Raw genomic sequence first — 24484 nt, forward strand, 5'->3', positions numbered from 1 at the left:
TAGGAGTCGGACACTTCCTAAACGTCTTGCCTTCGGAATTAATCTATGGCGCGCTTGAAGGATAAATTCGCTTGTCGCCTCACAAGTATGAGCGATCGGTGGCTCTTCCGCGGAATAGCAAGTTTAACCTTTATCACTGTCTGTCTGATGTCTCGTGGAGGACAGGCGCAGCTTTTCCGACGTGCAGGCCATGAGTTTTCATTTCTTCGTCCCATCGACCTCGCTGCCACCGGTGGGGCAACCGTCGGTGTGGTGGAGTTTTATCACCATGGTCAAATTGATCAGCAAGGCAAGAACGTCGTTGTGGCTGCGGGAAATGAGGTGCTCCCTGTCCGCATTCTCCAGATGGGGCCAGGAGACTTTTGTCGGTTGGCTTTTCAGATGACGACCGCTCGGGGGCCATTCGAGATTCTTTACGGCGGCGACGCTTTTCCGGACGATCGCCGTCCAAAATGGACGGCTCAGGAGGGGCTTCTCCTTGAAATTCGTGAATACAAGGAATGCAACCTCAATAGCTTCCAATCGGTAAAGGCGGCCTTCGAGAGCGCGCGTCCGATTGGAGCAGACTACGTCCCAACAGTTTTTCATGCTGGGAATCCATTCGCAACGGTCCCTGGTCCCTACATGAGCCGCTACATCGGCGTCATGCAGATTCCCAAAACAGGGACTTACGGGTTTTACACTTCGAGCCAGGATTGTAGCTTTCTGCTCATTGACGGAAAAATTGTCGCAGAGGCGCCCGGGCGGCATCCGCCGGAATATCAGGCTCGTCCCGGTCTACGGCGCGATGTGCAACTGACGGCTGGCCCGCATCAGTTCGAGTATTACCATGTGGCCACAAGCGAAGTGGGCGTGGCGGTGGCCGCCTGGGAAGTCGAGCCACGTGGCAACGTGCCGGCTCCCGTCCCAATTCCGCCGGATGTCTTTCGCGACTCCTCAATTGTCCGCCCTGCTGTAGGGCCTCCTATGAGCCAAACACAACGCTTCTTGCCTGATTTTCGTGTCAATGTCCTCGGCACTGTGTCTCTGCCCGAAAATGAAATCCCTCTGGTGGTTGCAGAGTTTCGGGATGCCTCTCCCCCTGCTTTGGTTTCGTCGGCACGCATCGACTGGGAATTTGGAGACGGGCAGACAGGTCAGGGCCCCTCGCTAGTGCACGTTTTCCTTCGGCCTGGGCTCTTCACAATTAAGCAAACAGTCACCCGCGCGGGCCGACCTTTTGAAATGCCACAAAGAATTTGGATCGGCCCACCGCCAGTCCCACCGCGAGAAACGGGAAAAAACAAGCCCCTCCGATTGGACGATGTTCTGTCCATTCTGGACACCTACAATCCCGCTGCGTTGGACGCACAGTCCCTTCTCCAAATGGTCCAGGCCTATCTCACCAAAGCCGACGAATATTTACCGCCACCGCCCCCGGACACGGTCTTTGTGGACGAGGAACAAGCCGCGGCACCCGCGCAAAAGTCCACAATTGACCCAAAGACAAGAGAATCGGAACGTCGTAAATATCTGATGCGCGCATTGGAGGTGGCCAGGGACGGACTGCTGAACGGCAAGCAAACGGGCGACGAGGAACTTCTGCGACTCCTCCGATTGGTTGCCCCAATCGCTCGCGACGTTTTTGCCGATTCAGGGCTTGCGCTGAATCTCTGGACAGGTGTATTGCCCCGCTTGCAAACAGATCCTGCGCGGGCTGAAGCCCATCTCGTTGCAGGCGATATCCAACTAAACGATTTACTCGCGCCGGCGGAAGCCAAAAAACATCTCGATGCGGCCGAAAAGTTGCTCCAGAATCCCAGCCGCCATGAGTCTCTGGGAGCACTCTGGTACCGTTTGCAGGGGGAACTGGCGGCAAGTGAAGGACGTCAGGATGAAGCGGTGAAGGCACTCCAGCAAGCCGAGCAACTCGTAGCGGCTCGTCGCAATGAAGTGGAACGTACGGCCTGGCGGGGTGCACGAAGTCGTTCCACCGAGCAATTCCTGCGATCAGGGGAACTCGATCGGGCAGCGGCTGAACTGCGAGCCTGGTCCAATGACTTTCCCCTGGATATTGTGGAGGGGTATTTACCCCTTTTATGGGGAAAATACTGGTTTGCCCGTGGCCGGTACGAAGTTGTCACCGCTCTGGCGGATCGGTTGCTCGTTCTCAATCCTTATTCGCCGTACATCGAAGAACTTCTGCTCCTGTCGGCTCAGGCCGACGTGGCTTTGAAGCGCGTCGATCGGGCAAAGGCAACGCTTGAATCCCTGCTGAAAGATTATCCGGGCAGTCCGCTGGTCGGCGAAGCAAAACAACTGTTGGACAAACTGCAGTCGGCAGCTCCTGAACGAAAATAATTCCGGGCAACATCGTCTCACTCGAAAACTCGCTAAAACTTGAAAAAGGTCAATTGAATCTGGCGAACCGTTTATTGACGTGGTTTTCAGGTTACAGGGGCAGTACGGCACCTGTCATGGGAGTGTTTGATATGATGCTGTGGCGGATGTGGCTTTTCGCGACATGTGCGGCAGTGGTAGGAGCGACGGTGGGCTCACCGCGCGACGTGGCGGCGGGCACTCTGACTCTTCGCATCAAAGGTGCCCCGCCGCTTCGACTGGTCGGCGTCATTCAACGCTGGGACCAAGATGGTAATCCCGTTAAACCAGTGGATCCCAAAGCGAAGATCGACGCCCCCGATTGCATTCCCGGTAAGCAGACGGCCGAAGGCGTGTGGCAGGTAGAGAAACTTGCACCAGGGCGGTACGACGTCGTGATCCTTGGGGAAGGCAAACTGCGGATCGATGGATTCGATTTTCCACCGGTCCTCGAATTCGACCCATTCTTCCCCGGCACAGCGGAAATCTCGGATGAACACCGCGAAGAAATCGAATCCGAGATTCGCAACTCGAAGCACTACGAAAACAAGGTAGAACCATTGTATTTCGGAGGTAATGACCAGGCCATCCGGGTTCTGGTCATGCTCATCCGAGATCTCCCCACCAGCTACGAAGGAGATTTTCCAGGGGCCGCCACGATCCGCCACGAAATCTGGCAATTCACGTGGGCTTATGGAGGCTGGAAAAAGGAGCGTCGCACCCGGGTGATTGACCGCTGCATCCTTCATCGCGATGAACTGCGACGATGGACCTGGTTGTGGGATCCTCAATTGGGCGGGATTCAAGTCGGTAAAGAGCCGATCACCCTGGATTATGAATTTCCGGACCTGGAGAAACGAACCCTTAAAGGGCTGTATCCTTATTGAAGAGCTTTCCCGCTGTAGCTTACAGGATACTGTTACCGACTGGCCGATGCCCTTCGGCCAACTCATGTAACCTTTTTGGACAGAATGTGTATAGTTTCCTGAGAGAATCTTTGCCGAATATCTCTGGATACTCGCCGGGCGGCGCAGGATGCACAAATTTTTAGTTTGCCCTCGGCGGTCGGGAAAATTGGTACTGACGGGTAGGGGGAAAGGAGACTGAGCCATGCAATGCCAAAATTTCAGATCAGTTGGGAAGTGGGCGGTTCTCGTCCTCCTGTTTTGCGCTCTCCACAGCGCGGCACAGGGTCAGCCCGTCCCGCATGCGGCGAAAATTTTCCCCCAGAACACTGCGGCCTTCGTAAGTATTCCCAACATCGCCGACGCGAAAGCGGCGTTTCTGCAATCCGCGGTGGGACGGATGGCCACCGATCCAGAGTTGCGTCCTTTCGTGGCAGACGTCTGGGGTGTCCTTATGAAAGGAAGCGAGGAGTTTGAAAAAGAAAGCGGCGTCTCTCTCAAAGCACTGCTCACCATTCCCCAGGGAGAAATATCCGTGGGCTTCGTGTCTTCCTCTTCACAGGCCTGGGTACTCCTGGTGTATCTGGAGGCCGGCGAAAACGCTGAGACCCTTGGCAAGCTCGTTGATTTCGTCTGTCAGCAGACCACCAAGGAAGGCGGCAAGGTTCGCACAGAGCAGGTGGAGGATGTGAACTTCCGTATTGTGACTCCGCCACACGAAGAGAAACAGGTGATTGGGTTAGCGGTGGATGGTTCGCGATTCATCGGTGGGATTGCTTTCTCGGGAGAAGCCGACCTCCAGGTTGTCCGCGATGTCATACGGAGGTCCAAAGGAACCGCAGCGGACTCGGCGACACTGGCCGAACAGAAGAAGTTCCAGCAGTTTCTGAGCAATATTCGATACGCCAAACAGGGCCAGATCCACGGCCTGGTGTTCGCGGATCCTCTCCAAATTCTCGAAGGCTTCAAGACGATGAATCCCTCCGCAGCCGTGACGCTGGCGATCCTGCCCGTGCTCGGATTGGACGGCTTGAACTCCGTCGGAGCCGCCATGAGTTTGGACGTGGCGGGATGGGATTCGATCCGAGAGTTCCATATCTTTCTGGACAATCCTCGTCGCGGTGTCCTGGATATCCCGGCATTCAAAAAAGGAGATGGAACTCCGGAGTTTTTCATCCCTGACTCCGTGATGCGATACATCACAGCCTATGTCGATCTGCCCGTTACTGTGGAGCGCGTCTCCAAGATCTACGACGGCTTCCGCGGTGAGGGAGCTTTCCAGCGACAGGTTCTCGATGAGATGAATCGAGGATTGCAGCTCGACGTGGTTCGGGATGTACTGCCGGCGTCCACCGGGCGAATCACCATCGCACAGTGGATCGAGCGTCCAATCCGCCTTAACAGTGCCGCTAGCGGTTTTGTGATGGAAATGAAGGATGAGCAGATTGCCGCCAAACTCGTCGAGGCGATTGCTCAATCCGATTCCCAAATCTTTGAAAAAAAGGAATTCGGACAACGAAGTTACTACATTTCGAGCCGACAACGTCCGGAATGGTTTCCTGAAAACATGCGACTTCCCGTCCCCTGTTTCGCAGCGATTGATCAATACGTCGTCCAGACGGACAGCCCGGCGTTCATGGAACAGATACTCATGACCGCGGACGCCCCCGAAAAGTCTCTCGCAGAGTCTCTGGAATACAAACTGGTGCGGGGTCGGATTAAAGCGCTGGCCGGGACCGATAGTCCCTCTGTGTTCATATTCACCCGGCCAGATAGCGTACTCGAGATGTGGTACGAGGCTTTTCTGACGAGGAATTCCTTTATGGTCCAGGCCATCGAGGGTGACGCACCCAAGGATTCAGTCGGAATGGCCATCGTCCAGGCAATCAAAGACGGGAAGCTCCCTCCTGTGGATGTCCTCAAACGATATTTCGCTCCCCAGGGCGGATTGCTCATCGACGATGCGACCGGCTTGCACCTCGTCTTCTTTGACCTGCGTAAAAAGCTCCCCTGAGGTTGCTGAAACTGAATGATCTGGTCGGCTACGCCGTTCCAGATAGAGGGCAAGCACTGCCAGATCCGCGGGCGTGATGCCGCTAATCCGGCCCGCCTGAGCAAAGTCTCGGGGCCTGATTTTGGAGAATTTCTCCCGGGCCTCTGCCCGCAAATGCGGCACGGAAAAGTAGTCAATGTCGTCCGGAATTCGCTTTTCCGCCAATCGGCGTTGCTGTTCGATGGCCGCCTCTTCCCGCGCAAGATATCCGGCATATTTGATATCAATGACGACTTGCTCCACGACTTCGCGCGGGAACTCCGCAAGGGAGGGCGCTATTGACACAATATCCTCCCAAGAAACCTCTGGCCTGGTGAGAAGTCGGGAAACCGGAACTCCGCCGTGCCGCGTGGCCTCCAGGACAGCCCGAAGCCGTTCAATCGCCTCGACCTTTTGCACAAATCGGTTCCAGCGTGCATCGTCCACCAGTCCCAGCTCGCGCCCCAGAGGCGTCAACCGGCGGTCGGCATTATCGTGACGCAACCGCAGCCGATATTCCGCCCGGCTGGTAAACATACGATACGGCTCATCCACCCCCCGGGTGACCAGGTCATCGATCATCACGCCGATGTAGGCCTGGTCTCTCCTCAGGATGAGGGGATCCTTTCCCCGCAGCTTCAGCACGGCGTTAATCCCGGCGATCAACCCCTGCCCAGCGGCTTCTTCGTAACCCGTCGTGCCGTTGACCTGCCCGGCAAGGAAAAGCCCCTCCACACGTTTCGTTTCGAGCGATAGATGGAGCTGATCAGGCGGGAGGTAATCGTATTCAATCGCGTACCCGTAGCGGATGATCTCCGCCTTTTCAAGCCCCGTGATCTCGCGAATCATGGCTTCCTGCACGTCCCGCGGAAGGCTTGTGGAAAGCCCATTCACGTAGATTTCCAGCGTGTTACGCCCTTCCGGTTCCAGGAAAAGTTGATGCCGCGGCCGGTCGGGAAACCGCACGATTTTGATTTCCACCGACGGACAATAGCGCGGTCCCGTGGATTGAATCTGCCCTGTGAACATCGGTGCCCGGTGCAGATTCTGCCGGATGATCTCATGAACCCTTTCGTTCGTGTAGGTAATCCAGCACGGCAATTGGGGCTGCGTGATTTCATTCGTCATGAAAGAAAAAGGCACAGGATGCTCGTCCCCGTGCTGGATCTCAAGTCGGGAATAGTCTATGGTCCGGCCATTGAGTCGAGGCGGCGTTCCTGTCTTAAACCGCGAAACAACGAACCCAAGCTGGCGGAGCGACCGGCTCAGTCCAACGACGGCCTCCTCCCCTGCTCGGCCGCCCACCATGGTCTTATCTCCAAAGTGAAGCAGCCCCTGCATGAACGTTCCAGCACACACGACGACACAGGGCGCCCGATAAATGGCTCCCCCACGGACCAGCACGCCGGTAATGCGGGTCCTCCCCCGTGCCTCTTCAACCAGCAACTCCTCGGCCGTCTCCTGCCGAAGCGATAGATTATCCTGCGACTCGCAGATACGTTTTACTTCCTGATGATAAGCAAGTTTATCTGCCTGAGCGCGGGGACCGTGCATCGCCGGCCCCTTCCGTCGATTGAGGAGCCGAAACTGGATGGCCGTGCGGTCGATTGCAAGGCCCATGGCACCACCGAGGGCATCAATCTCGCGAACGATTTGCCCCTTGGCCACGCCCCCTATGGCGGGGTTGCAGCTCATCTTGGCGATGGTATCGAGGTTGCTTGTGAGCAGAGCAGTTCTTGCACCCATCCGTGCGGCTGCCAGGGCCGCCTCCACCCCTGCATGCCCAGCCCCAATGACGATAACGTCATATTCATATGTGCTTATGTCCATGGGCCTACGATGATTTTGCTAACTTTCCGATGGAAAATCCTTGCGACGGGTCGTGATCGCCAGACAATCGTACATGACCCGGCCATTCTGATACACCATTTTACTCCTGCGAATGATTCGCCAACCCCCATTCTGGAAGTAACCATCCGTTTCGATCCGTTCTGCCAACCCCGCCACAGTCTCAAGATACCGGGCTAAACCCGCATGTTGTGTGAGTATGATCGGTTTAAAGTCGGGACCAACCACCAGCATGACCGGTTCGATGATCAGGTTGGAAAGATCTGTGATCGGTGTCGGTTCAATCCGCGGTCGCTGGAGACGAATCATTCGGGCACGGCTATCCGGCCCGACCATTTCTTTCGCTGAGCTGATCAGATCGAGCAGACGATCGCGAACTTCATTGATTTCCCGGGCCTCGTTAATCTTTTCCCAACCCGGATAGTTCTGGATTGCCTTCGCCAGCAGGGAAACCTCCCGAAGATACTGATTGCGCTGGTTCTCCGGGACGAGATACATCGTGATGATCGTAACCGGGGCTTGATCTTTGGCGTTGTACTGAATGCCGTGGGGGCTCCACCCCACCACGCAGAGCAGATCACCTTCGAATGACACCCGTGCGTGGGGACAGGCCCAACCCTTTCCAAGTGACGTATCAGCCGTCCTCTCCCGTTCCAACACCAACCCTTCAATGTCCAGACCTGCCGGCAAAGTGGGGATGGCTTCCAGTATTCGCGCAAGCAGCCGCAGTGCCGCAATCTTGTCTGCTCCTTCCGGCAGCTCGATGAGGCGGCCTTCCTGCAGGGCGTCTAGCAGGCTGTCCATGTTTATTGATCTCCAAACTTACGGAAAAACCACGTTTTTACGAAGTGCGTGATGACGGCATACGACAGCAAGAAAGCTGCAATGAAAGGCCAATAGGTCAATGGTAGGGGCACCATCCCCAGCAAATTGGCCAACGGGGAATACGGCAGCCAAATCCCAATGGCGGCAACCAATAAGGTTGTCAGGGTGAGATGCATAGAGGCGTGACTTTGAATAAAAGGAACACGCCTCGTCCGAATGATGTGCACGATCAACGTCTGTGTCAGCAAGGATTCCGCGAACCAGCCGGTTTGGAAGAGCGACTCATAGTCGATGCCACCTCCCGAACCCATCTGGGTAAACCGCCAGCATTCGAACACAAACCACATCAGGGCAAACGTTGCGTAGTCGAAGATCGAACTGATAGGACCAATAAAGATCATGAAGCGGCGAACATTGTCGATGTTCCATTTCAGCGGCCTGGCGATCTGTTCGGGATCGACGCTATCCGACGGGATCCCCGTCTGAGAGATATCATAGAGAAGGTTATTCACAAGCACGTGAATCGGCTTCATAGGAAGGAAGGGAAAGAGATAACTGGCCCCGACAACGCTGAACATGTTGCCAAAGTTCGAACTTGCTCCCATCCGGATATATTTGATGATATTGGCAAAAATTCGTCGTCCTTCCATAACGCCTTCTTCGAGGACAAGAAGGCTTTTTTCGAGGAGCACAATATCGGCCGCTTCTTTGGCTACATCCACCGCCGAATCCACTGAAATCCCCACGTCAGCCGCTCGCATTGCCGGAGCGTCATTAATTCCGTCCCCCAAAAACCCAACGACGTGTCCTCTTTCCCGCAGTTTTTGGACAATCTGCTCCTTCTGGCCGGGGTTCAGCTTCACGAACACATCGGCCTCTTCCACCAATTGGCTGAACTCCTCATCGGTAAGATCCACCAACTCGGTTCCGCTGACCACGCGGCGGACCTCAAGTCCCACGTCGCGACATACTTTTTGCGTCACCAGCGCGTTGTCGCCCGTGAGCACCTTGACAGAGACCCCCACGTCACGAAGCAGCCGAATCGCCTCCAATGCTGATTCCTTAGGCGGATCATAGAAGGCGATATAGCCGAGGAGGATCAAGTCTGACTCGTCAGCGACAGTAAAGGTCGTTTTTTCCCGGGGAAATTCCCTGTACGCCACACCAAGCACGCGGAATCCCTCGCGATTGAGCCGCTCAACCTCTTCAAAAAGATCGTCTTTAATGACTGGAATAAGTGGGTAGACCTCGTCGCCGATTTGATAGTACGAACACTGCTGGTAGATTTCCTCCACAGCCCCTTTGCAAATGAGGACATGGTCCCCCTCATAGTCCACGACCACCGACATCCTGCGCCGCTCAAAGTCGAACGGAAGTTCGTCCACCAGGCGACAGTTCCCTTCGACATCGAGCTTCGTCCTTTCCAGGACAGCCCGATCGATGAGACTCCGCAACCCTGTTTGGAAATAGCTGTTCAAGTACGCGTAGGTCAGGACATCCTCGCTGGGACGGCCGGTGACGTCCACGTGACGCTCCAGAACCACCCGGTCCTGGGTCAATGTTCCCGTTTTGTCCGTGCAGAGCACATCCATGGCCCCGAAATTCTGGATCGAGGGAAGGTATTTGACGATCACCTTCCGTTTCGCCATGCTGAGGGCCCCTTTGGCGAGGTTGACAGTCACGATCATGGGAAGCATTTCCGGCGTGAGGCCGACGGCAATGGATAGACCAAATAGAAGTGCCTCAACCCAGTTCCCCTTGGTCAAGCCGACGAGAAAGAAAACGATGGCCACCATGATGACCATCATCCGGATCATCAACCAGGTAAAATTGCGAACGCCTCGGTCGAAGCTCGTTTCTGTCCGCGTGGCTGCTAGCCGCTGGGACACCGAGCCCAGCATCGTGTGGCCCCCGGTATTCACCACCAGCGCCCGGGCAGTGCCACTGATCACGTTGCTTCCCAAAAAACACGCGTTGGGCAAATCCCAGGGACTAGAAACCTCCCCGCCACTCACCAGGGCAGTTTTCTCCACGGGCATGGACTCCCCGGTGAGAACCGATTGACTGACAAAGAAGTCCTTCGCGCTGAGAAGCCGCACATCCGCTGGAATCATCGCCCCGGCCTGAAGGAGCACCACGTCACCGGGAACGATTTCCGAGATTTTGACTTCCGTTTCACGACCGTTGCGCAGCACCACACTTCGCGGTTGGACACGCTTTCCCAGTGCCTCAACCGCGCGTTGCGATCGCCGGTCGAGGATGAATGAGAGCCCCACGCTGAGGAGCACCATCGCCCCTACCACAATTGTGGACTTCCATTCTCCAACGAGAAACGACACCATGGCGATGATGATGAGCTGAACATTGAGAGGATTGCGCAGCCGATGGAAAAGGTCTGCCCAAACAGAAAGTCGTTTGGCATGGGGAAGCTCATTCGGGCCATATTCCTCGAGCCGGCTCTCGACTTCTTCGTCAGTCAGGCCATTGGGCGAAGAGTTGAGCCGCCGGAGGGCTTCACCTGGAGTAAGGAGGCAGATTTCCAGGAGTCTTTTCTCGTCGGGAGTGAGAGTGACGGTTTTGGACGGTCCCTCACCCGTGCCATTTCGGCGTCGGAACGGAATGATCAAGGAGTGCGACAGAGCCCGCATCATGCGCCCCCCTCCGCGATGCAAAATGGAAAACCAACGAGACAGCCGAAATATACACGGGTCGTGGCGGATCGACCGTCAAAAGAACAACGAGCAGAATGTTGCAAAACACTCCCCGTGCCGGGCGGTGAGCAGCTCTTGTATAGCGCTGGAGAGGTGGAGCTCGATCTTCTGGGCAAATAACGCATCGCACGCCTCCGGTTTCACACGCCGATTCATCCACCGGAGGCGTGGTGTCGATCCATTATGGCAGGGGGTTAAGACCGACCCATAGCCTCCGGAGAGTGCGGACAATCGTACACTGATGGTCGTCCGGATCGTTGTCCAACATTTCAGGTTGCATGGCTTGAAGTTCGGTCCCTACCAACAGACTCAAGCGTTCTGCCGTCCTCGGCCGCTTTCAACAGAACGAACACCCGCTTCGTGCCCGCATCCTTTTCAGTGTAGAACGCGACGAGTGGCTCTTCAAGGACACGCCACGCTCCATTATCTCTGCCACAGTCTGCTATCGTGTTCGCCAATTGTTGAAACCACCCTAACGTCGAATCGCGTGGAGTAATCATTCTCACAGGAATAACGAAATGATTTTTCGCAACAGCGGGGCCACGTGCTCCGGCCAGGCCGTTACCCCGGCACATTCCCCTTCTCACGTTCTCTCCCCATAATTCGAGATGTTCTCGAAAAGTGACCGGGACAACGGTTGCGCCTTCGCCCGGTGCATCTATCACCAGAACCCTGGACAGCGGGCTCATCTGTGGTGACGGGCTGTCAAATTGGATATAAAGATAAGGTGTGCAAGGTTGTTTTGCTCACCTCAGGAGGTCACAGTTATGACGACGGTCCTTGTGGTGGACGACTCGCCGCTCGATCGGAAGCTGGTGGGATCACTCCTCGAGAAAAAATTCGGCTGGAAGGTAGAATACGCTGCCTCCGGCGCGGAGGCACTTGCCCGAGTAAAACAGAGCCCGCCGGACCTGGTGATTACCGACATCAGCATGCCAGAAATGGATGGACTGGAACTTGTCCGGCACCTTCGCGAAACCTTTCCTGAGGTCCCCGTCATTCTGACCACAGCTTTTGGTACTGACATGCTGGCCATTGAAGCTCTGGAACGGGGTGCCGCCAGTTATGTGCCGAAGTCGCAACTCTCCACCAGACTCGCCGAAACGGCAGATTCCGTTCTGCGAATTGCCGAACAGAACCGAGAGCGCGAACGGCTCTTCGAATGCCTCGAATTCATCGAATTTGAATACCTGCTGGACAACGAACCGGAATTGATCCAGCCGCTGGTCTCAGTGGTTCAACAGACCCTGGCTGGGGTGCGGTTCACAGATTTTCCCGGCCGACTGCAAATGGGGATCGCCCTGAAGGAGGCTCTCTTAAACGCTCTGTTCCATGGCAACCTCCAAATCAGCAAAGAAGAGATTGAAGCGGTGTCGGATCGTCTCCTGGAGGACGATGAATTGAGCCTGGTGGAGAAACGACGCCGTGAACCTCCATACCGGGACCGAAAAATCCGAGTCCATATCAAAATCACGCGGGAAGAGGCTGTGTTCACCATAACCGACGACGGGCCAGGATTTGACGTGGAAAAAGTTGTCCGAAAGAAAGACCAGACACCGGAACTGGAGCAGCAGCGGGGCCTCTCCCTGATGCAAACATTCATGGACGAAGTCCGCTTTAATGAGCGCGGCAATCAGGTGACGCTCGTTAAACGACGTCCAGTAAATTCTCGGTGAGTTGCGCGATCAGGGGATAATCTGCACATTCGCTCCTCAACACAAAGGGGAACTGCGAAAGATTTCTCCACCGGTCCTTGCTATGCAGCGTTTTCTCCGCGTCTTGCTCATCGATCACAAAGATAGCTTCGTCCACAACCTCGCGCGCTACTTTCGCAACCTTTCTTGCGAGGCGAGCGTACAGCGGGTTTCGTCACTGCCTGACAGACACACTATCCGCGGAAACTTCGACCTTGTGGTCCTCTCCCCAGGCCCGTGCGCGCCCCGGAACGCCGGAACCGTGGAGCTTGTGCGTAGCATTGCTGGTGACGTTCCCATTCTCGGCGTGTGTTTGGGACATCAAATCATTGCCGAGGCCTTTGGCGCACGGATCTCCCAAGCATCCCACCCCGTGCACGGAGAAGCTTCTCTCATGTGGCATGATGGGCAGTGCGAGTTCGCACGGTTCGCCAGTCCTTTGCTGGTGGGACGGTATCACTCTCTGATCGTTGAGGCCGGGTCGTTGCCCTCGGAGCTTTGCGTTAGCGGATGGCTCGAAGACGGCACGGTTATGGCCATCCGGCACACGCGTCTGCCGATTGTGGGATGGCAGTTCCATCCCGAGTCCATCCTGACTCCGGATGGAATGCAACTCCTCGAAGCGTTTATTGGCTGGATCGAAGAGTGGCCACGGGGACAACTGGGAGTTGTCCAGGCTCAGGGCGTCAATCCGGTTACGACAACAAACCGTAGTTCTTGAGCGTGGTGCGGAGTTTGGCCTCCTGCTCGGGCGACAAAGGTGTCAACGGAAGTCGCAACTCACCGGTATCGCGTCCCAAAAGTCGCATCGCAGCCTTAATGGGGATCGGATTCGTGGCAAGCCCTAGCATGTCTCGTGCAAGCGGGAAGAGCTTCTTATGCCAGCGAAAGGCCTCCGCGATATTACCCTGTTCGAAAGCCGCGATCATCGCCTTCATATCGTGGGGAACGATGTTCCCGATCACCGAGATCACCCCGCGCCCGCCCACTGCCATGATCGGAAGAGTCAGGCTGTCGTCCCCGCTGAGCACCGTTAAATCGGTCTGCGTGGTGATCTGCGAGACCTGATCCAATGAGCCACTCGCCTCTTTCACCATGGCAATATTCGGGAACTCGGCCAAGCGAAGAAACGTCTCGGGCTCGATGTTCCTACCGGTGCGTCCCGGGATGTTGTAGACGCAGATGGGAATATCCACCGCCTGAGCGAGAAGTTTGAAATGCTGGTAAAGCCCTTCCTGTGTCGGCCGATTGTAATACGGCGATACAATGAGGACCGCATCCGCGCCCACCTGGGCCGCCCACCGAGTAAGTTCCAGCGCCTCTTCCGTACTATTCGAACCAGTGCCCGGCATTACCTTGACTCGGCCCGCCACCGTTTTGACGACGGCCGAGATCACTTCTCGATGTTCGGGATGCGAGAGCGTCGGTGACTCTCCGGTAGTCCCCACCGGGCAGATACAGGTGACTCCCGCCTGAACCTGGAACTCCACCTGCTCTTCCAGAGCCTTGTAATCCACCTTGCCGTCCCGGAAAGGTGTAATAATCGCAACAGACAGCCCAGCGAATTGTTCAGCACGCGTCGCCATGATGAATCCACGCTTCTTGGGTGATAAACGAGAACGTAGCCCAAAAACACCTTAATGAATGTCGGGCGAAAACATCTCGCGATGGGAGGCTGCCCAAACCATCAATTCTTTCATTTCTCGAACCGCCTGGCACATTCCAACCATGACGGCTCTGGCGATAATACTATGGCCGATGTTCAGTTCTTCCATGCCAGGTATGGCTGCAATCGGTTGGACATTACGGTAGGTCAGGCCATGGCCGGCGTGTAAATGCAATCCCCGCTGCAGGACATCGCGGGAGGCGTCACGCAAAATGATCAGTTCCCGGTGCTGCTCTTCGCCCCGTGCGTTAGCATAACAGCCGGTGTGCAGCTCCACCGCCTTTGCCCCCGTTTTTTCAGACGCTTCGATCTGGCGTATATCAGGATCGATAAAGAGGCTCACAGAAATTCCCGCGTCCTGAAGCCGGTGCACCACACTTGTCACGCGATCGAGCTGCCCGGCGACGTCGAGCCCTCCTTCCGTCGTGATTTCCTCTCTTCGCTCCGGCACCAAAGTTGCTTGATCAGGTTTGACTTGAAGGGCAATTTTGACAATTTCTTCAGAACACGCCATCTCAAGATTCAGCTTGACGGCCGTCGTCTCGCGGAGCAATCGCAAATCCCGCTCCTGAATGTGACGCCGGTCCTCCCGCAGGTGAATGGTAATACCATCCGCACCCCCGAGTTCGGCCAAGGCCGCCGCCCAAACAGGGTCCGGCTCATAGGTTCGCCGCGCCTGGCGAAGCGTCGCCACGTGATCAACATTGACGCCGAGATGAATCATGTTCTCCAAGCAAAATCCCTTCGCCGGTACCGGAGAATACCCAGAATTGGCTGGCAGCAATAGAGCCACTCAAGCAAAAACGCGATTATATCGCCGTTCGCCGCAGGTGGAAAGAAACCCTCCCTTCGCTGGATCGGGCAAGATTTCAGACGGTCCCTGTAGACACGGCGGAAACCATGCCATACATTGCGTCAATACGTTCGCTTCGCTTCCCCTACCCCTTGATCTGTTGTTTTTCGAGAGGAGACGCGTCTATGAGGAGGCAACGTTTCGGCTTCGGGTTTGGATTTGGATGGTTGCCCATGGCGGTCGTGGGTCTGTTGTGGTTTGCGCCAACCGGGGTGAGGGCCAACGACGCCGTTGTACCAGTCCCACGCCCAGATCAGTGGTGGCAGCAACGTCATCAATCGATGAACGAACGCGTGAAACAGGGCAATGTAGATCTGATTTTTATTGGTGACTCGATCACACACGGCTGGGAAGGGCAGGGAAAGGAGGTGTGGGAAGCCTATTATGGCCACCGAAATGCTGTGAATCTGGGAATCGGCGGGGACCGTACTCAACACGTGCTCTGGCGGTTGGACAACGGCAATATCGACGGAATCAGCCCCAAGCTGGCCGTCATCATGATCGGCACCAACAACGCGGCCCCGAATCAGCCGGAAGAAACAGCAGAAGGCGTCAAGGCGATTGTGGAAAAGCTGAGGACAAAGCTCCCGCAGACCAAAATCCTGTTGCTGGCGATTTTTCCACGAGGCGAAAATCCCCAGGATCCTCTCCGGCAAAAAAATGAGCGCGTCAACGAACTAATCTCCAAACTGGATGATGGGGAACATGTGAAGTTTGTCAACATTAATTCGGCATTTCTGACCATGGACGGGACTTTGCCCAAAGACATCATGCCCGATTTACTCCACCCCAATGCCAGGGGCTACGCCATTTGGGCAGCGGCAATCGAACCCTATGTTGCGGAAGTCCTTGGCCCGCTTCCCGCCCCCCAGGGAAAACCCGATGCAGAGGGCTTCGTGCCCCTTTTTGATGGCAAAACCATCGCGGGCTGGCGAAAGGCCGGTGGCGGGGCCACCTACTGGGTCGAGGACGGGTGCATCGTGGGCAAGGTTGGCCCGGGCCCCAACACGTTTTTGTGCACGGAAAAAACCTTCCGCAATTTCATTCTCAAGCTGGAAGCGAAATTTGATGAGCCGGGGAACTCGGGCATCCAAATCCGGAGCCACCAGCGGCCGGATACTGGTCGCGTGTACGGGTATCAGTGTGAAATCGATCCCTCCGATCGGGGATGGTCCGGTGGAATCTATGACGAAGCCCGGCGAGGTTGGCTCTTCAAACTGGATAAAAACGAAGAAGCCAGAAAGGCTTTCAAGCGTGATGATTGGAACGAATTCGTCATCGAAGCAAACGGTCGTCGTATGCGAACCTGGGTGAACGGAGTTCCGTGCGCCGATTTTACCGACGAAAGTGATCAGGCCGACCTCGAAGGTTTCATTGCCCTCCAGGTGCACGCGGGCAATAAAGGCCAGATCAGGTGGCGCAATATCCGGATCAAGGAATTGCCCGATAATCAGTGAACCGTAATAATCACTGAACGGTACCCGACAAAATACGGTCGGCAGTTCTCAGCCGGGTCTTCTTTGCGTAATGTGTCAGTCATCGAACGGCCGACGAATGGATCGTCGGTCGTTCTTTTTGACCGGGGGTTACGGACGTGAAAATTCTCTTCCTCCAATCTGGTAGTGCGGGCAATTGCCTGTACGTTGAAACAAAGCACGGCGCGGTCCTTTTCGACGCTGGCATCACGGCAAAGCAGGTGGCTCTGCGTCTTGAGAGCAACGGATATTCGCTTGCTAAGGTCCAGGCAGTTGTGGTGTCGCATGGCCATCGCGATCACATTCACCATAGCGGAGTCTATCACCGACGACTGAAACTGCCCGTGTGGGTCCCCCGTGCATGCAAAGATTGGCTTGCGGAAAAAGAGGGATTCTCACCTCAAGCCTATCGCCCCGGAGAAATCCTGACGATAGGGGACCTGACCATTGAAACAATCCCCACCCCTCACGATTTTCCCGATTCTGCCGCTTTCATTGTGGACGACGGTCACAATCGGCTCGGCGTTTTCACTGACCTGGGCCACGCCTTCGCCGGGTTAGAAAAGTATCTCGCCACGGTCGATGCCCTCATCATCGAGAGTAACTATGACCCGGTGATGCTGGCCAACGGGCCCTACCCTCCCGACTTGCAGGCGCGAATCCGCGGTCCCGGCGGTCACCTCTCTAACGTTGAGGCCGCAAACTGCGTAAAAAAGTGGAAGCACCAGTACCGCTGGGTGTGCCTTGCCCATCTTTCACAACACAACAACACGCCCGAGGTCGCGGAAAAAACCTTCCAAAAGGTGGTCGGCCGCGGAACCCCCTACATCGCCGAATACTTCACGGTCACAAGGCTCCCGGCGCTGGAATAGCGGGTAGTCGTTCAGATCCCCCTTTACCTCCAGTGCGGATCGCACGCGGTTCTCAATTGAGCGCGTTTCAACGAAACCGAGAGCGAGCCGATCCCTCCCACATATCCGGATTAGGACCGAGTTTCTCTTTGACTGGGTCGGTGATTCTCCGCAGTTGCTCGACGACTTCCGTGGGGAGGGCAAGGTCAGCCGCTGCCGCATTTTCCCGTGCCTGATGGGGCCGCCGCATTCCATTGATCACCGACGTGACCCCCGGCTGGGCGAGAAGCCAAGCCAAAGCTAAGCGGACAACCGTCACGCCCAGTTGCTTCGCTACCTCCTCAATTTGATGAATAGCGGCGAACGTCTCGGCTTCACAGCCGGGTTCACCGTGCCGCGTGAGAGGGCGAGTCGAGGAAAAATGCCGAGTCCGCGCCCGCCCCGGTGGAACTTCGTCAGGTGTCCTGTACTTACCAGTCAACAGTCCAATCGTGAGAGGACTGTAACACAAAACACCGATGTTCTTCGCGCGGCAGAGGGGCAGGATGTCGTATTCGATAGCTCTGAACAGCAGCCCATACGGAAGCTGATTCGTTACAGGCTTTCCCAATCGAAGAATCGCCGTGAGATCCTGCACCCCAAAATTGCACACACCAATGGCCCGAATTTTCCCCTGCCGTTTCAATTCTTCCAACGCAGACCAGGTTTCCTCGAACGGCACGTCCCAATTGGCCCAGTGAATCTGGTACAGGTCAATGACGTCCGTACGGAGTCGCCGGAGGCTTGCCTCACACGCACTAATCACCTTGTCGTAACGGGCATTCTCCCAATTGAACTTGCTCGCGAAGAAGACCTTTTCACGCTGGCCGCGCAACGCTTTACCCAGAACCTCCTCAGCCAAACCTGCCCCGTAAAGCTCGGCCGTGTCAAAAAAATTGATCCCCGCATCCAGGGCCGCGTGGATTGTTGCGATAGATTCTGCTTCGTCCTGCGGGCCCCAGGTCTGGTCACCCGCAAGGGCCCAGCATCCCATCGCGACGGCTGAAACATTCCAATCCGTACCCGGAAGATTAACGTAACGCATGGAACCTCAGGATCGTACACAACTTCGGATTCGTCACTCGGACTTCTCGTCCGTATTTTTCAACTGCCCCGACGCTTGGGCAAATCGGCTGGCAACCTTTGATATTTCGCTAGCCGATGGGATACCATCCCAAACGGCCACCAAATACCGCAGATCAAGTGTTTCCCCAGCTTTCACAAAGTACTTCTCGTTTGCAAGGTTCAGAGTCGCGGACAAATAAGCAAACGGCGCATCCATGGTGAACCAAACTGCGGGATGACGCAAATTCCGCGGATGGTCGAAAATCGCCACGGTGACGGGCTGGCCTGCCGCCTCCGCCGAGTAAGCACACCATTCAGCCGGTTTATCGTTTGTGGTCGCCACGCTGTCTCCTCCCGCCGAATTTCGGAACTTACCCCCCTTGTCCATGGACTCGACAAATCGGCAGCCGAGGCCGAAGTAATGTCGGCCCCAAAGAGTCCGACCGGTATCCGTTTCGGCCACGTGCAGCCGCGTATGCCAAACGAGCAAAGTGGGAACTTCCGGTTCGCTCCAGCGAACCAGCAAAATCTCACGTTCTTCTGTGAGCTGTGGATTTCCCTGGGCGTCTCGCCAAGTGATTGGGTGGAGAATGCGAGCCATCAATCGCCCGTTCTCCTGGCGTGTTTCCAGCTGGACAGTGCCCTGCGGGCTCTGCGTCCCACAACCCGGACCTTCTGCCCAGTAATCCACGTCATCAACACCAATAGCAAACATTAGCCCGTGATGGTGAACATGATCGGGTGGAGAATCGCGAAGTACGTTGATCCCCTTGGGTGAGCACAACGTTTTGATGTAACATTTCGGCCCATTGACGGGAGCAACATACTCGAGCACAATCCTGTCCCGCAGAAATACCGTCACCCGCCCGTCCTGAACCGTTCCCCGGATTTGTTCATCAGAACCAATCCCACTTTGGATTGCGGATGCATTCCCTGGCGATTGGCCTTCCCCCCGTGCTCCTCCGCTGATCATCGCCAGCCCAGCCAGAATCATCGGCATAACGAGTAGTAAATGAGATAATCGCATGACTCGTCTCCCTTTCTCGCAGGAATCTGGCAAACCCTACGGATGACAACATCATGTTGCCGAAGTTCAATAGCGGAATCAAGCCTGCCAGGGCCTAACCGAAAGGACGAGGCTCCGCCTCCGCACTACCCCGCAGATCCAGAATTATTCTTAACCAGATGGTGTTCCCCGCTGAATTGCAGAGCCGAGGCGAACGCCTGCCCCTTCGTCAATGCATTCTTTACAGGCTCCGACTCACTCCTCTAGCCAGGGCTTTCGCCGAGCACGTTCCGGCTCGCTCACGGGATGCTCGAAACCGGGCGGTCGTGCCCCGTCAATCGCGGGGGCACTGCGATCCTCGGGAAATGGGTCAAAACCATGGAGTGCCTTCCTCTCGGCTTCGATGGAAGTCATCTCTGCAGGCGTACCGACAAGGGGTGGCAACGGTGCACATCCGATCGTCCCCGCGAATACCAAAAAAATAGAACACGCAAGGAGTTTTTTCATTTTGGCACGAAACGCAGAACGGTACACACAGAGTGATCAGTCGCCGGCATACGCGCTAAGCCGGTGAATGGTAGCGGCTTGCTAAAAAATGGGCAAGGTGTAAAAAACTGGAAAGTCATTTGGATCGTTCACAGCCACGGAGTTCTGCCGTGGACGGTGTCGGCAGTGGGGCATCGAACAAGGTCAAGTTGTTGACGTTTTCCATCAACCGGGGAAAATAAGAAAAGCGATTCCACCGGGAGCGTATTACATGCTAACCGATTTGTCCCTTACTTGATGCAGGAGTTTGCCAAATGAAGGGGAACGAAAAACTGATCGCTGTGCTGAATGAGTTGCTCGCCGAGGAGTTAACGGCGATCGTCCAGTACATCGTTCATTCCGAGATGTGCGCCGACTGGGGCTACGACCATTTGCACGAAGCCGTTGAAAAGCGTGCAATTCAGGAGATGAAGCACGCGGAAAGCCTGATCGCCAGGATTATCTTTCTCGAAGGCACACCGATCGTGAACCGGTTGAACGAGGTCCGTGTCGGCCCCAATGTAGCCGATCAGTTCCGTTCTGACCTCAACGCTGAATTAACCGCAGTTCAGGCGTACAACAAGGCAATTGCTTTGGCCCACGAGGTAGGTGATGCGGTCACTCGCGAGTTGCTGGAATCAATCGTGAAGGACGAGGACCACCACGTGAATTGGCTGGAGGAGCAACTGGCTCAGATTGAACAAATGGGTCTGCAGATTTACCTCTCCACGCAAGCAAAGGGCTGACGATCCGGCCCATTGCGTGGTACGCGCCACTTCCCCTCGCGGAACGATCCAAGCGGCTTCGCGTTGAGATAACGACGGTCAATAAACCTGAATTAGCATCAGGAGTTTGCCCGAGGAAGAATAATCCCGGGCAGTTTTCTGATTTACATTATTAAGTGCAAGTGCTTGCCCGAGATGGATAGTGGACTCATCAAGGAACTCGTCCTGCGACAATCCTGCGTCGCGTGGGTTCTTATCCGAACAATTCGATCTTCCCGTTTCGGAATCAATGCAATTTTCAGCGGACGCAAGCAGGCAAACATTCGAGTGTTCATGGAGAAGCTTCAATGAGTTGGCAAATGTCTCTCTCCCGAATCTATGTCGCGTTTGGCTGCTGCACAATGGTGGCAAATCTTTTTTTGATGGCGCCTCCTGGATGGGCGCAGGCCACATCGCCGTCCCCGCAACAGACGACCGATATCGTCTACCGCGCACTTGCGGCATTTAACAAAGGATGTGCTCTTCTCGAACAATATGAATACTCGGCAGCAAGTAAGCAATTCGAAGCCGTATTAAAGGAATTTCCGCAATGGACAGCCGCGAAATTCAACCTTGGGCTCGCCTATCTGAATATGATGGAGGATGCCGGGGGGAAAGAAATCATCAACCAGGCCGAGCGATTGTTTCAGGAAGTTGCCAGGGAGAATCCACAACTCATTCATGCCTGGTACTGCTTGGGTCTTTATTACGAACATGTAGGGCAAAGAGAAAAGGCGCTGGAAGCCTTTCAAAAAGCATATCAACTCGACCCTCAAGATCCTCACATTTGCCTCAAACTGGCAGAAGCTTACCTCGCGATGCAGCAAAACGAAAAAGCGATAGAACTCCTCGAACGGGCAGTCAACCTCGATCCGGGGTTCGTTTCCGCCATTTATCGACTGGCCCTGCAATACCAGCGTTTGGGAAAGCGAGATGCGGCTTCAAAATTATTCGAAAGGTTCCGCGCGCTCAATCAAGCGGAAGTCGCAGGTGGAAGTTTTACTGTACGAAAAATATATGGCTCGGCGGGAAAATACTACTATGCACTGGGACCTGACATGTTGCCGATTGTCCGACAGCTGGACACGGACGCCCACGCCGCAACTCCGGTTTTTGACCCCGAATCACGAGAACTCGTAAAAATGGGGCCTCCGTGGCGAGCAGGTCAAATATCTATCGAAATCGGCGGTGTCGCCGTGGCGGACCTGAATAAAGATGGTATTTTGGATCTGGTTTTAAGCGGTGTCACAAATGACCATGCTACTCAGGTTTTATTTGGAGAAAAAAACGAGCATTTTCAACCCGGTGAAATATTGGCCACCCAAGCCATATGTGCGGCCGTCGGAGACGTTGACAACGATGGCGATGTGGATATCTGGATAGGCGGTGCAGGGTTCGTTCGTTTGATGGAAAACGATGGCACCGGCCATTTCAAACCGTTCTCGGGAACAGCTGCCTCCATGACCGGGGACTTCACTGCCTTACACGTGCGATTGCTGGATATCGACAGCGACGGGGATTTGGATCTCTATGCCAGCCGGTTTAATTCGAATGGTGAAGCGCTCGCGCCTTTGCTTTTGATCAACAACCGCGACGGAACTTTCGAGGAAAAGGCTGCTGCCTGGGGACTGGAAACACCGCAATTCTCCGCAGTCGCGACGAGCTGGCTCGACATTGATAACGATCGTGATCTCGACTTAATTCTCGCGTCAGGAAAAGGTTCACCTGTCGTATGGCTCAACGATCGGGCCGGGGCATTTCGGATTGTCAAAGGCTCGGATGCAGGTCTTGACGTCCCCGGTGTTTCCGGCCTGACTACCGGGGATGTCAATTGTGATGGCAGGCCGGATCTTGTCGTACTCAGTAGCGGCCGGGTGAGGTTGTTCCTCAACCAAGGTGCATGCCGCTTTCGGGAGGACGAAGCCTTCGCACGGCAGTTTGGAAAGCTGGGCGGGACAATCGCACAACTTGCCGATATCGATAATGACGGAGATGCGGATCTTTTTATTGCGGACACATATTTGCCGAATGGTGCCCGGCAACCCGTTATCCTCCTGAATTCCTGGCCAAAACCGGGGTTCGTGAACCTGTGCCAAGAAGACCCGCGATTTCTCTTTTGCGGCGTCCGCAACCAGGGAAACACCGCTGGAGTCCTCGCTGATTTCGATGGCGACGGTGGGCTCGATGTTCTTATTGCGCCGTTGAGCACCAGCAGCGTGTGGTTTAGAAATTGCGGTTCCCGAGGAAACTGGCTTAGCCTTGATCTGGCCGGAACCCGTTACACAGATCAGAAGTCTCGCTCCAACGAATCCGCCATCGGTGCACGCGTGGAGGTTCGCAGCGGGCAAATCTTTCAGCAGTGGGATGTGGGGCAAATCGCCGGCAGTACTTGCTGGGCACCTCTTCGGTTACACTTTGGCCTTGGGCACCAGCAGGAAGTCGAATGGCTCCGGATCATTTGGCCGGATGCGGTCCTCCAATCCGAGGTCTCAATCAAGGCCAACCAGGTGGCCAGTATTGGTGAAGTCCCGCGCAAAACATCTTCCTGTCCACATTTATTTGTATGGAATGGTGACCACTTCGAATTTGTATCTGATTTCGGCGGGAAGGGTGGGCTCGGATACTTGATTCGGCCGGGAATTTACGCCCAACCGTATCCCGTTGAATTTGTTCCCCTGCCTCGCATAAAGCACAATAATGATCCAATTGTCTGTAAAATCATCGAGCCATTGGAAGAAGTTGTGTATTTCGATCACGCTTCTCTCATCGCGGTTGATCACCCGGCGGGAACATTCGTTCTCCCCAACGAGATGATGCCGGTTTCGGTGACTGATATCCCCGAGGAGATTCTCTGTTTTGGCGAAGAACTGGATCCCATTGCTGCGACAAACGATCGTGGTCAGGATGTGCTTACCCTTCTGAAGAGAATTGATCGCGACTTTGTGGGGCCCACCGAGCAGGACAAACGCTTCGTTGGCTATGCGAAGGAGCATTCACTGGTGCTTCAATTTCCGGACACCCTGGATCGATGGATGGAGTTGGGAAGGCGGATCTTCTTTATTGGGCATGGTTGGGTGGAATACAGCTACTCCCAGACAAATTTCGCCGCCGCGCAGGCGGGTCTTACTCTCCGAGCTCCCACTTTTGAAGTCTTTCGCGATGGAAAATGGATAGAACTCATCAGGGAAGCGGGATATCCGGCTGGTGTAAACCATTGGATGACGCTGGAATTGACGCATTTTCTGCAAAAAGGAGATCGCAGGCTCCGTATAAAAACAAATATGGACCTTTACTGGGACCGGATTTTTCTTGCAGCAACAATCGACGGTGCGATCCAGCAATCAGAGATACACCCGCGCCTCGCTAATCTGACATATCGCGGCTTTCCGCGAGAATACTCGCCGGATGGAAAACAACCCACACTTTTAGACTATGAGAGTATAGATCTTACTCTTCCCTGGAAATCTATGCCGGGATTTTACACGCGTTTTGGTGATGTGACAGAACTTGTCATGAAGCGTGATGACGCATTTGTCATTATGGGCCCCGGCGAGGAACTCACGCTTCAATTCGATGTTGGTCAACTCCCCGAACCACCCGCGGGGTATGTACGTTCATGGATCCTGAAAACAGACAGTTTCTGCAAGGATATGGATATTCATACCGCGGCAGGAGATCAAGTGGAGCCTCTGCCCTTTCACACGATGCGATCTTATCCGTACAGCTTGCCGGAGAAGTTTCCCGAAACGCCGGCGACTATCAGGGCGAGAACAATTTATAACGTACGATGGATGGGATCGCGAAACGATTGGCCATCGAATTCTATTTCGAAGAGTGAAAGATAGCGCCAAAAACAGAAAACCAACG

General features: G+C 55.2%; 16 protein-coding genes. 8 read left to right on the plus strand and 8 right to left on the minus strand.

Annotated elements, in window-relative coordinates; genetic code table 11:
* The first annotated feature begins 45 nt into the window (after positions 1 to 45).
* Positions 46 to 2340 (plus strand): PKD domain-containing protein, encoded by a 2295-nt coding sequence (locus tag THTE_RS09595; protein WP_157732000.1) that lies wholly within the window; start codon positions 46 to 48, stop codon positions 2338 to 2340.
* 131 nt (positions 2341 to 2471) lie between these two features.
* Positions 2472 to 3245 (plus strand): hypothetical protein, encoded by a 774-nt coding sequence (locus THTE_RS09600; RefSeq protein WP_095415235.1) that lies wholly within the window; start codon positions 2472 to 2474, stop codon positions 3243 to 3245.
* Positions 3246 to 5121: 1876 nt separating this feature from the next.
* Here the strand turns inward: THTE_RS09600 and mnmG are convergent.
* From mnmG to mgtA, 3 genes are read right to left on the minus strand one after another with little or no spacing between them, the layout of a single operon-like run.
* Entirely contained in the window at positions 5122 to 7125 is a 2004-nt protein-coding gene (mnmG, locus tag THTE_RS09605) for a tRNA uridine-5-carboxymethylaminomethyl(34) synthesis enzyme MnmG (RefSeq protein ID WP_095415236.1), read from the minus strand.
* 18 nt (positions 7126 to 7143) lie between these two features.
* Positions 7144 to 7947, minus strand: a complete 804-nt coding sequence (locus tag THTE_RS09610) for a PTS sugar transporter subunit IIA (RefSeq protein WP_095415237.1) — start codon at positions 7945 to 7947, stop codon at positions 7144 to 7146.
* Positions 7948 to 7949: 2 nt separating this feature from the next.
* On the minus strand, positions 7950 to 10619 hold the full coding sequence (gene mgtA, locus THTE_RS09615) for a magnesium-translocating P-type ATPase (protein WP_207651689.1): 2670 nt from the start codon (positions 10617 to 10619) through the stop codon (positions 7950 to 7952).
* A gap of 827 nt (positions 10620 to 11446) precedes the next feature.
* On the opposite strand from mgtA, the gene THTE_RS09625 reads away from it, so the two are divergent.
* Together THTE_RS09625 and THTE_RS09630 are read left to right on the plus strand one after the other, a co-directional pair.
* Positions 11447 to 12355, plus strand: a complete 909-nt coding sequence (locus THTE_RS09625; RefSeq protein WP_095415239.1) for an ATP-binding response regulator — start codon at positions 11447 to 11449, stop codon at positions 12353 to 12355.
* Positions 12356 to 12437: 82 nt separating this feature from the next.
* Positions 12438 to 13094 (plus strand): anthranilate synthase component II, encoded by a 657-nt coding sequence (locus THTE_RS09630; RefSeq protein WP_095415240.1) that lies wholly within the window; start codon positions 12438 to 12440, stop codon positions 13092 to 13094.
* On the opposite strand, the gene dapA is transcribed toward THTE_RS09630, so the two are convergent.
* Both dapA and THTE_RS09640 read right to left on the minus strand, forming a co-directional pair.
* Positions 13069 to 13962 carry a 4-hydroxy-tetrahydrodipicolinate synthase gene (gene dapA, locus THTE_RS09635; RefSeq protein WP_420823859.1) on the minus strand — a complete coding sequence of 298 codons (894 nt, stop codon included), beginning with the start codon at positions 13960 to 13962 and terminating at the stop codon, positions 13069 to 13071. The genes THTE_RS09630 and dapA overlap by 26 nt on opposite strands.
* Before the next feature lie 48 nt (positions 13963 to 14010).
* A complete protein-coding gene (locus THTE_RS09640; protein WP_095415242.1) occupies positions 14011 to 14763 on the minus strand; it encodes a pyridoxine 5'-phosphate synthase in 753 nt (250 codons plus the stop codon).
* A 254-nt stretch (positions 14764 to 15017) separates the two neighbouring features.
* Here THTE_RS09640 and THTE_RS17965 point away from each other — a divergent pair, with 254 nt between their 5' ends.
* Together THTE_RS17965 and THTE_RS09650 are read left to right on the plus strand one after the other, a co-directional pair.
* A complete protein-coding gene (locus tag THTE_RS17965; RefSeq protein ID WP_157732001.1) occupies positions 15018 to 16349 on the plus strand; it encodes a 3-keto-alpha-glucoside-1,2-lyase-like domain-containing protein in 1332 nt (443 codons plus the stop codon).
* 137 nt (positions 16350 to 16486) lie between these two features.
* Positions 16487 to 17239 (plus strand): MBL fold metallo-hydrolase, encoded by a 753-nt coding sequence (locus tag THTE_RS09650; protein ID WP_095415243.1) that lies wholly within the window; start codon positions 16487 to 16489, stop codon positions 17237 to 17239.
* A gap of 67 nt (positions 17240 to 17306) precedes the next feature.
* Here THTE_RS09650 and THTE_RS09655 read toward each other — a convergent pair whose 3' ends face one another.
* The 3 genes from THTE_RS09655 to THTE_RS17970 all read right to left on the minus strand — a co-directional run bounded on the left by THTE_RS09655 (position 17307) and on the right by THTE_RS17970 (position 19742).
* Entirely contained in the window at positions 17307 to 18302 is a 996-nt protein-coding gene (locus THTE_RS09655; RefSeq protein ID WP_095415244.1) for an aldo/keto reductase, read from the minus strand.
* A 33-nt stretch (positions 18303 to 18335) separates the two neighbouring features.
* On the minus strand, positions 18336 to 19349 hold the full coding sequence (locus THTE_RS09660) for a DUF6807 family protein (protein ID WP_095415245.1): 1014 nt from the start codon (positions 19347 to 19349) through the stop codon (positions 18336 to 18338).
* Between the two features lie 234 nt (positions 19350 to 19583).
* On the minus strand, positions 19584 to 19742 hold the full coding sequence (locus tag THTE_RS17970) for a hypothetical protein (protein WP_157732002.1): 159 nt from the start codon (positions 19740 to 19742) through the stop codon (positions 19584 to 19586).
* A gap of 386 nt (positions 19743 to 20128) precedes the next feature.
* On the opposite strand from THTE_RS17970, the gene bfr reads away from it, so the two are divergent.
* Both bfr and THTE_RS09675 read left to right on the plus strand, forming a co-directional pair.
* Positions 20129 to 20599, plus strand: coding sequence for a bacterioferritin (bfr, locus tag THTE_RS09670; RefSeq protein WP_095415247.1), 471 nt, complete (start codon positions 20129 to 20131; stop codon positions 20597 to 20599).
* 326 nt (positions 20600 to 20925) lie between these two features.
* On the plus strand, positions 20926 to 24462 hold the full coding sequence (locus THTE_RS09675) for a CRTAC1 family protein (protein ID WP_095415248.1): 3537 nt from the start codon (positions 20926 to 20928) through the stop codon (positions 24460 to 24462).
* The last annotated feature ends 22 nt before the right edge of the window (positions 24463 to 24484 follow it).

Source organism: Thermogutta terrifontis (assembly GCF_002277955.1).
Taxonomy (GTDB): domain Bacteria; phylum Planctomycetota; class Planctomycetia; order Pirellulales; family Thermoguttaceae; genus Thermogutta; species Thermogutta terrifontis.

What these genes read in the sequence shown, in the direction of transcription:
- THTE_RS09640 (WP_095415242.1), bottom strand. Translation starts at nt 14,763, where the DNA reads ATGATTCATCTCGGCGTCAATGTTGATCACGTGGCGACGCTTCGCCAG.
- THTE_RS09610 (WP_095415237.1), bottom strand. Translation starts at nt 7,947, where the DNA reads ATGGACAGCCTGCTAGACGCCCTGCAGGAAGGCCGCCTCATCGAGCTG.
- THTE_RS09655 (WP_095415244.1), bottom strand. Translation starts at nt 18,302, where the DNA reads ATGCGTTACGTTAATCTTCCGGGTACGGATTGGAATGTTTCAGCCGTC.
- THTE_RS17970 (WP_157732002.1), bottom strand. Translation starts at nt 19,742, where the DNA reads ATGACTTCCATCGAAGCCGAGAGGAAGGCACTCCATGGTTTTGACCCA.
- bfr (WP_095415247.1), top strand. Translation starts at nt 20,129, where the DNA reads ATGAAGGGGAACGAAAAACTGATCGCTGTGCTGAATGAGTTGCTCGCC.
- THTE_RS09600 (WP_095415235.1), top strand. Translation starts at nt 2,472, where the DNA reads ATGATGCTGTGGCGGATGTGGCTTTTCGCGACATGTGCGGCAGTGGTA.
- THTE_RS17965 (WP_157732001.1), top strand. Translation starts at nt 15,018, where the DNA reads ATGAGGAGGCAACGTTTCGGCTTCGGGTTTGGATTTGGATGGTTGCCC.
- mgtA (WP_207651689.1), bottom strand. Translation starts at nt 10,619, where the DNA reads ATGATGCGGGCTCTGTCGCACTCCTTGATCATTCCGTTCCGACGCCGA.
- THTE_RS09660 (WP_095415245.1), bottom strand. Translation starts at nt 19,349, where the DNA reads ATGCGATTATCTCATTTACTACTCGTTATGCCGATGATTCTGGCTGGG.
- THTE_RS09625 (WP_095415239.1), top strand. Translation starts at nt 11,447, where the DNA reads ATGACGACGGTCCTTGTGGTGGACGACTCGCCGCTCGATCGGAAGCTG.
- mnmG (WP_095415236.1), bottom strand. Translation starts at nt 7,125, where the DNA reads ATGGACATAAGCACATATGAATATGACGTTATCGTCATTGGGGCTGGG.
- THTE_RS09675 (WP_095415248.1), top strand. Translation starts at nt 20,926, where the DNA reads ATGAGTTGGCAAATGTCTCTCTCCCGAATCTATGTCGCGTTTGGCTGC.
- THTE_RS09630 (WP_095415240.1), top strand. Translation starts at nt 12,438, where the DNA reads ATGCAGCGTTTTCTCCGCGTCTTGCTCATCGATCACAAAGATAGCTTC.
- THTE_RS09595 (WP_157732000.1), top strand. Translation starts at nt 46, where the DNA reads ATGGCGCGCTTGAAGGATAAATTCGCTTGTCGCCTCACAAGTATGAGC.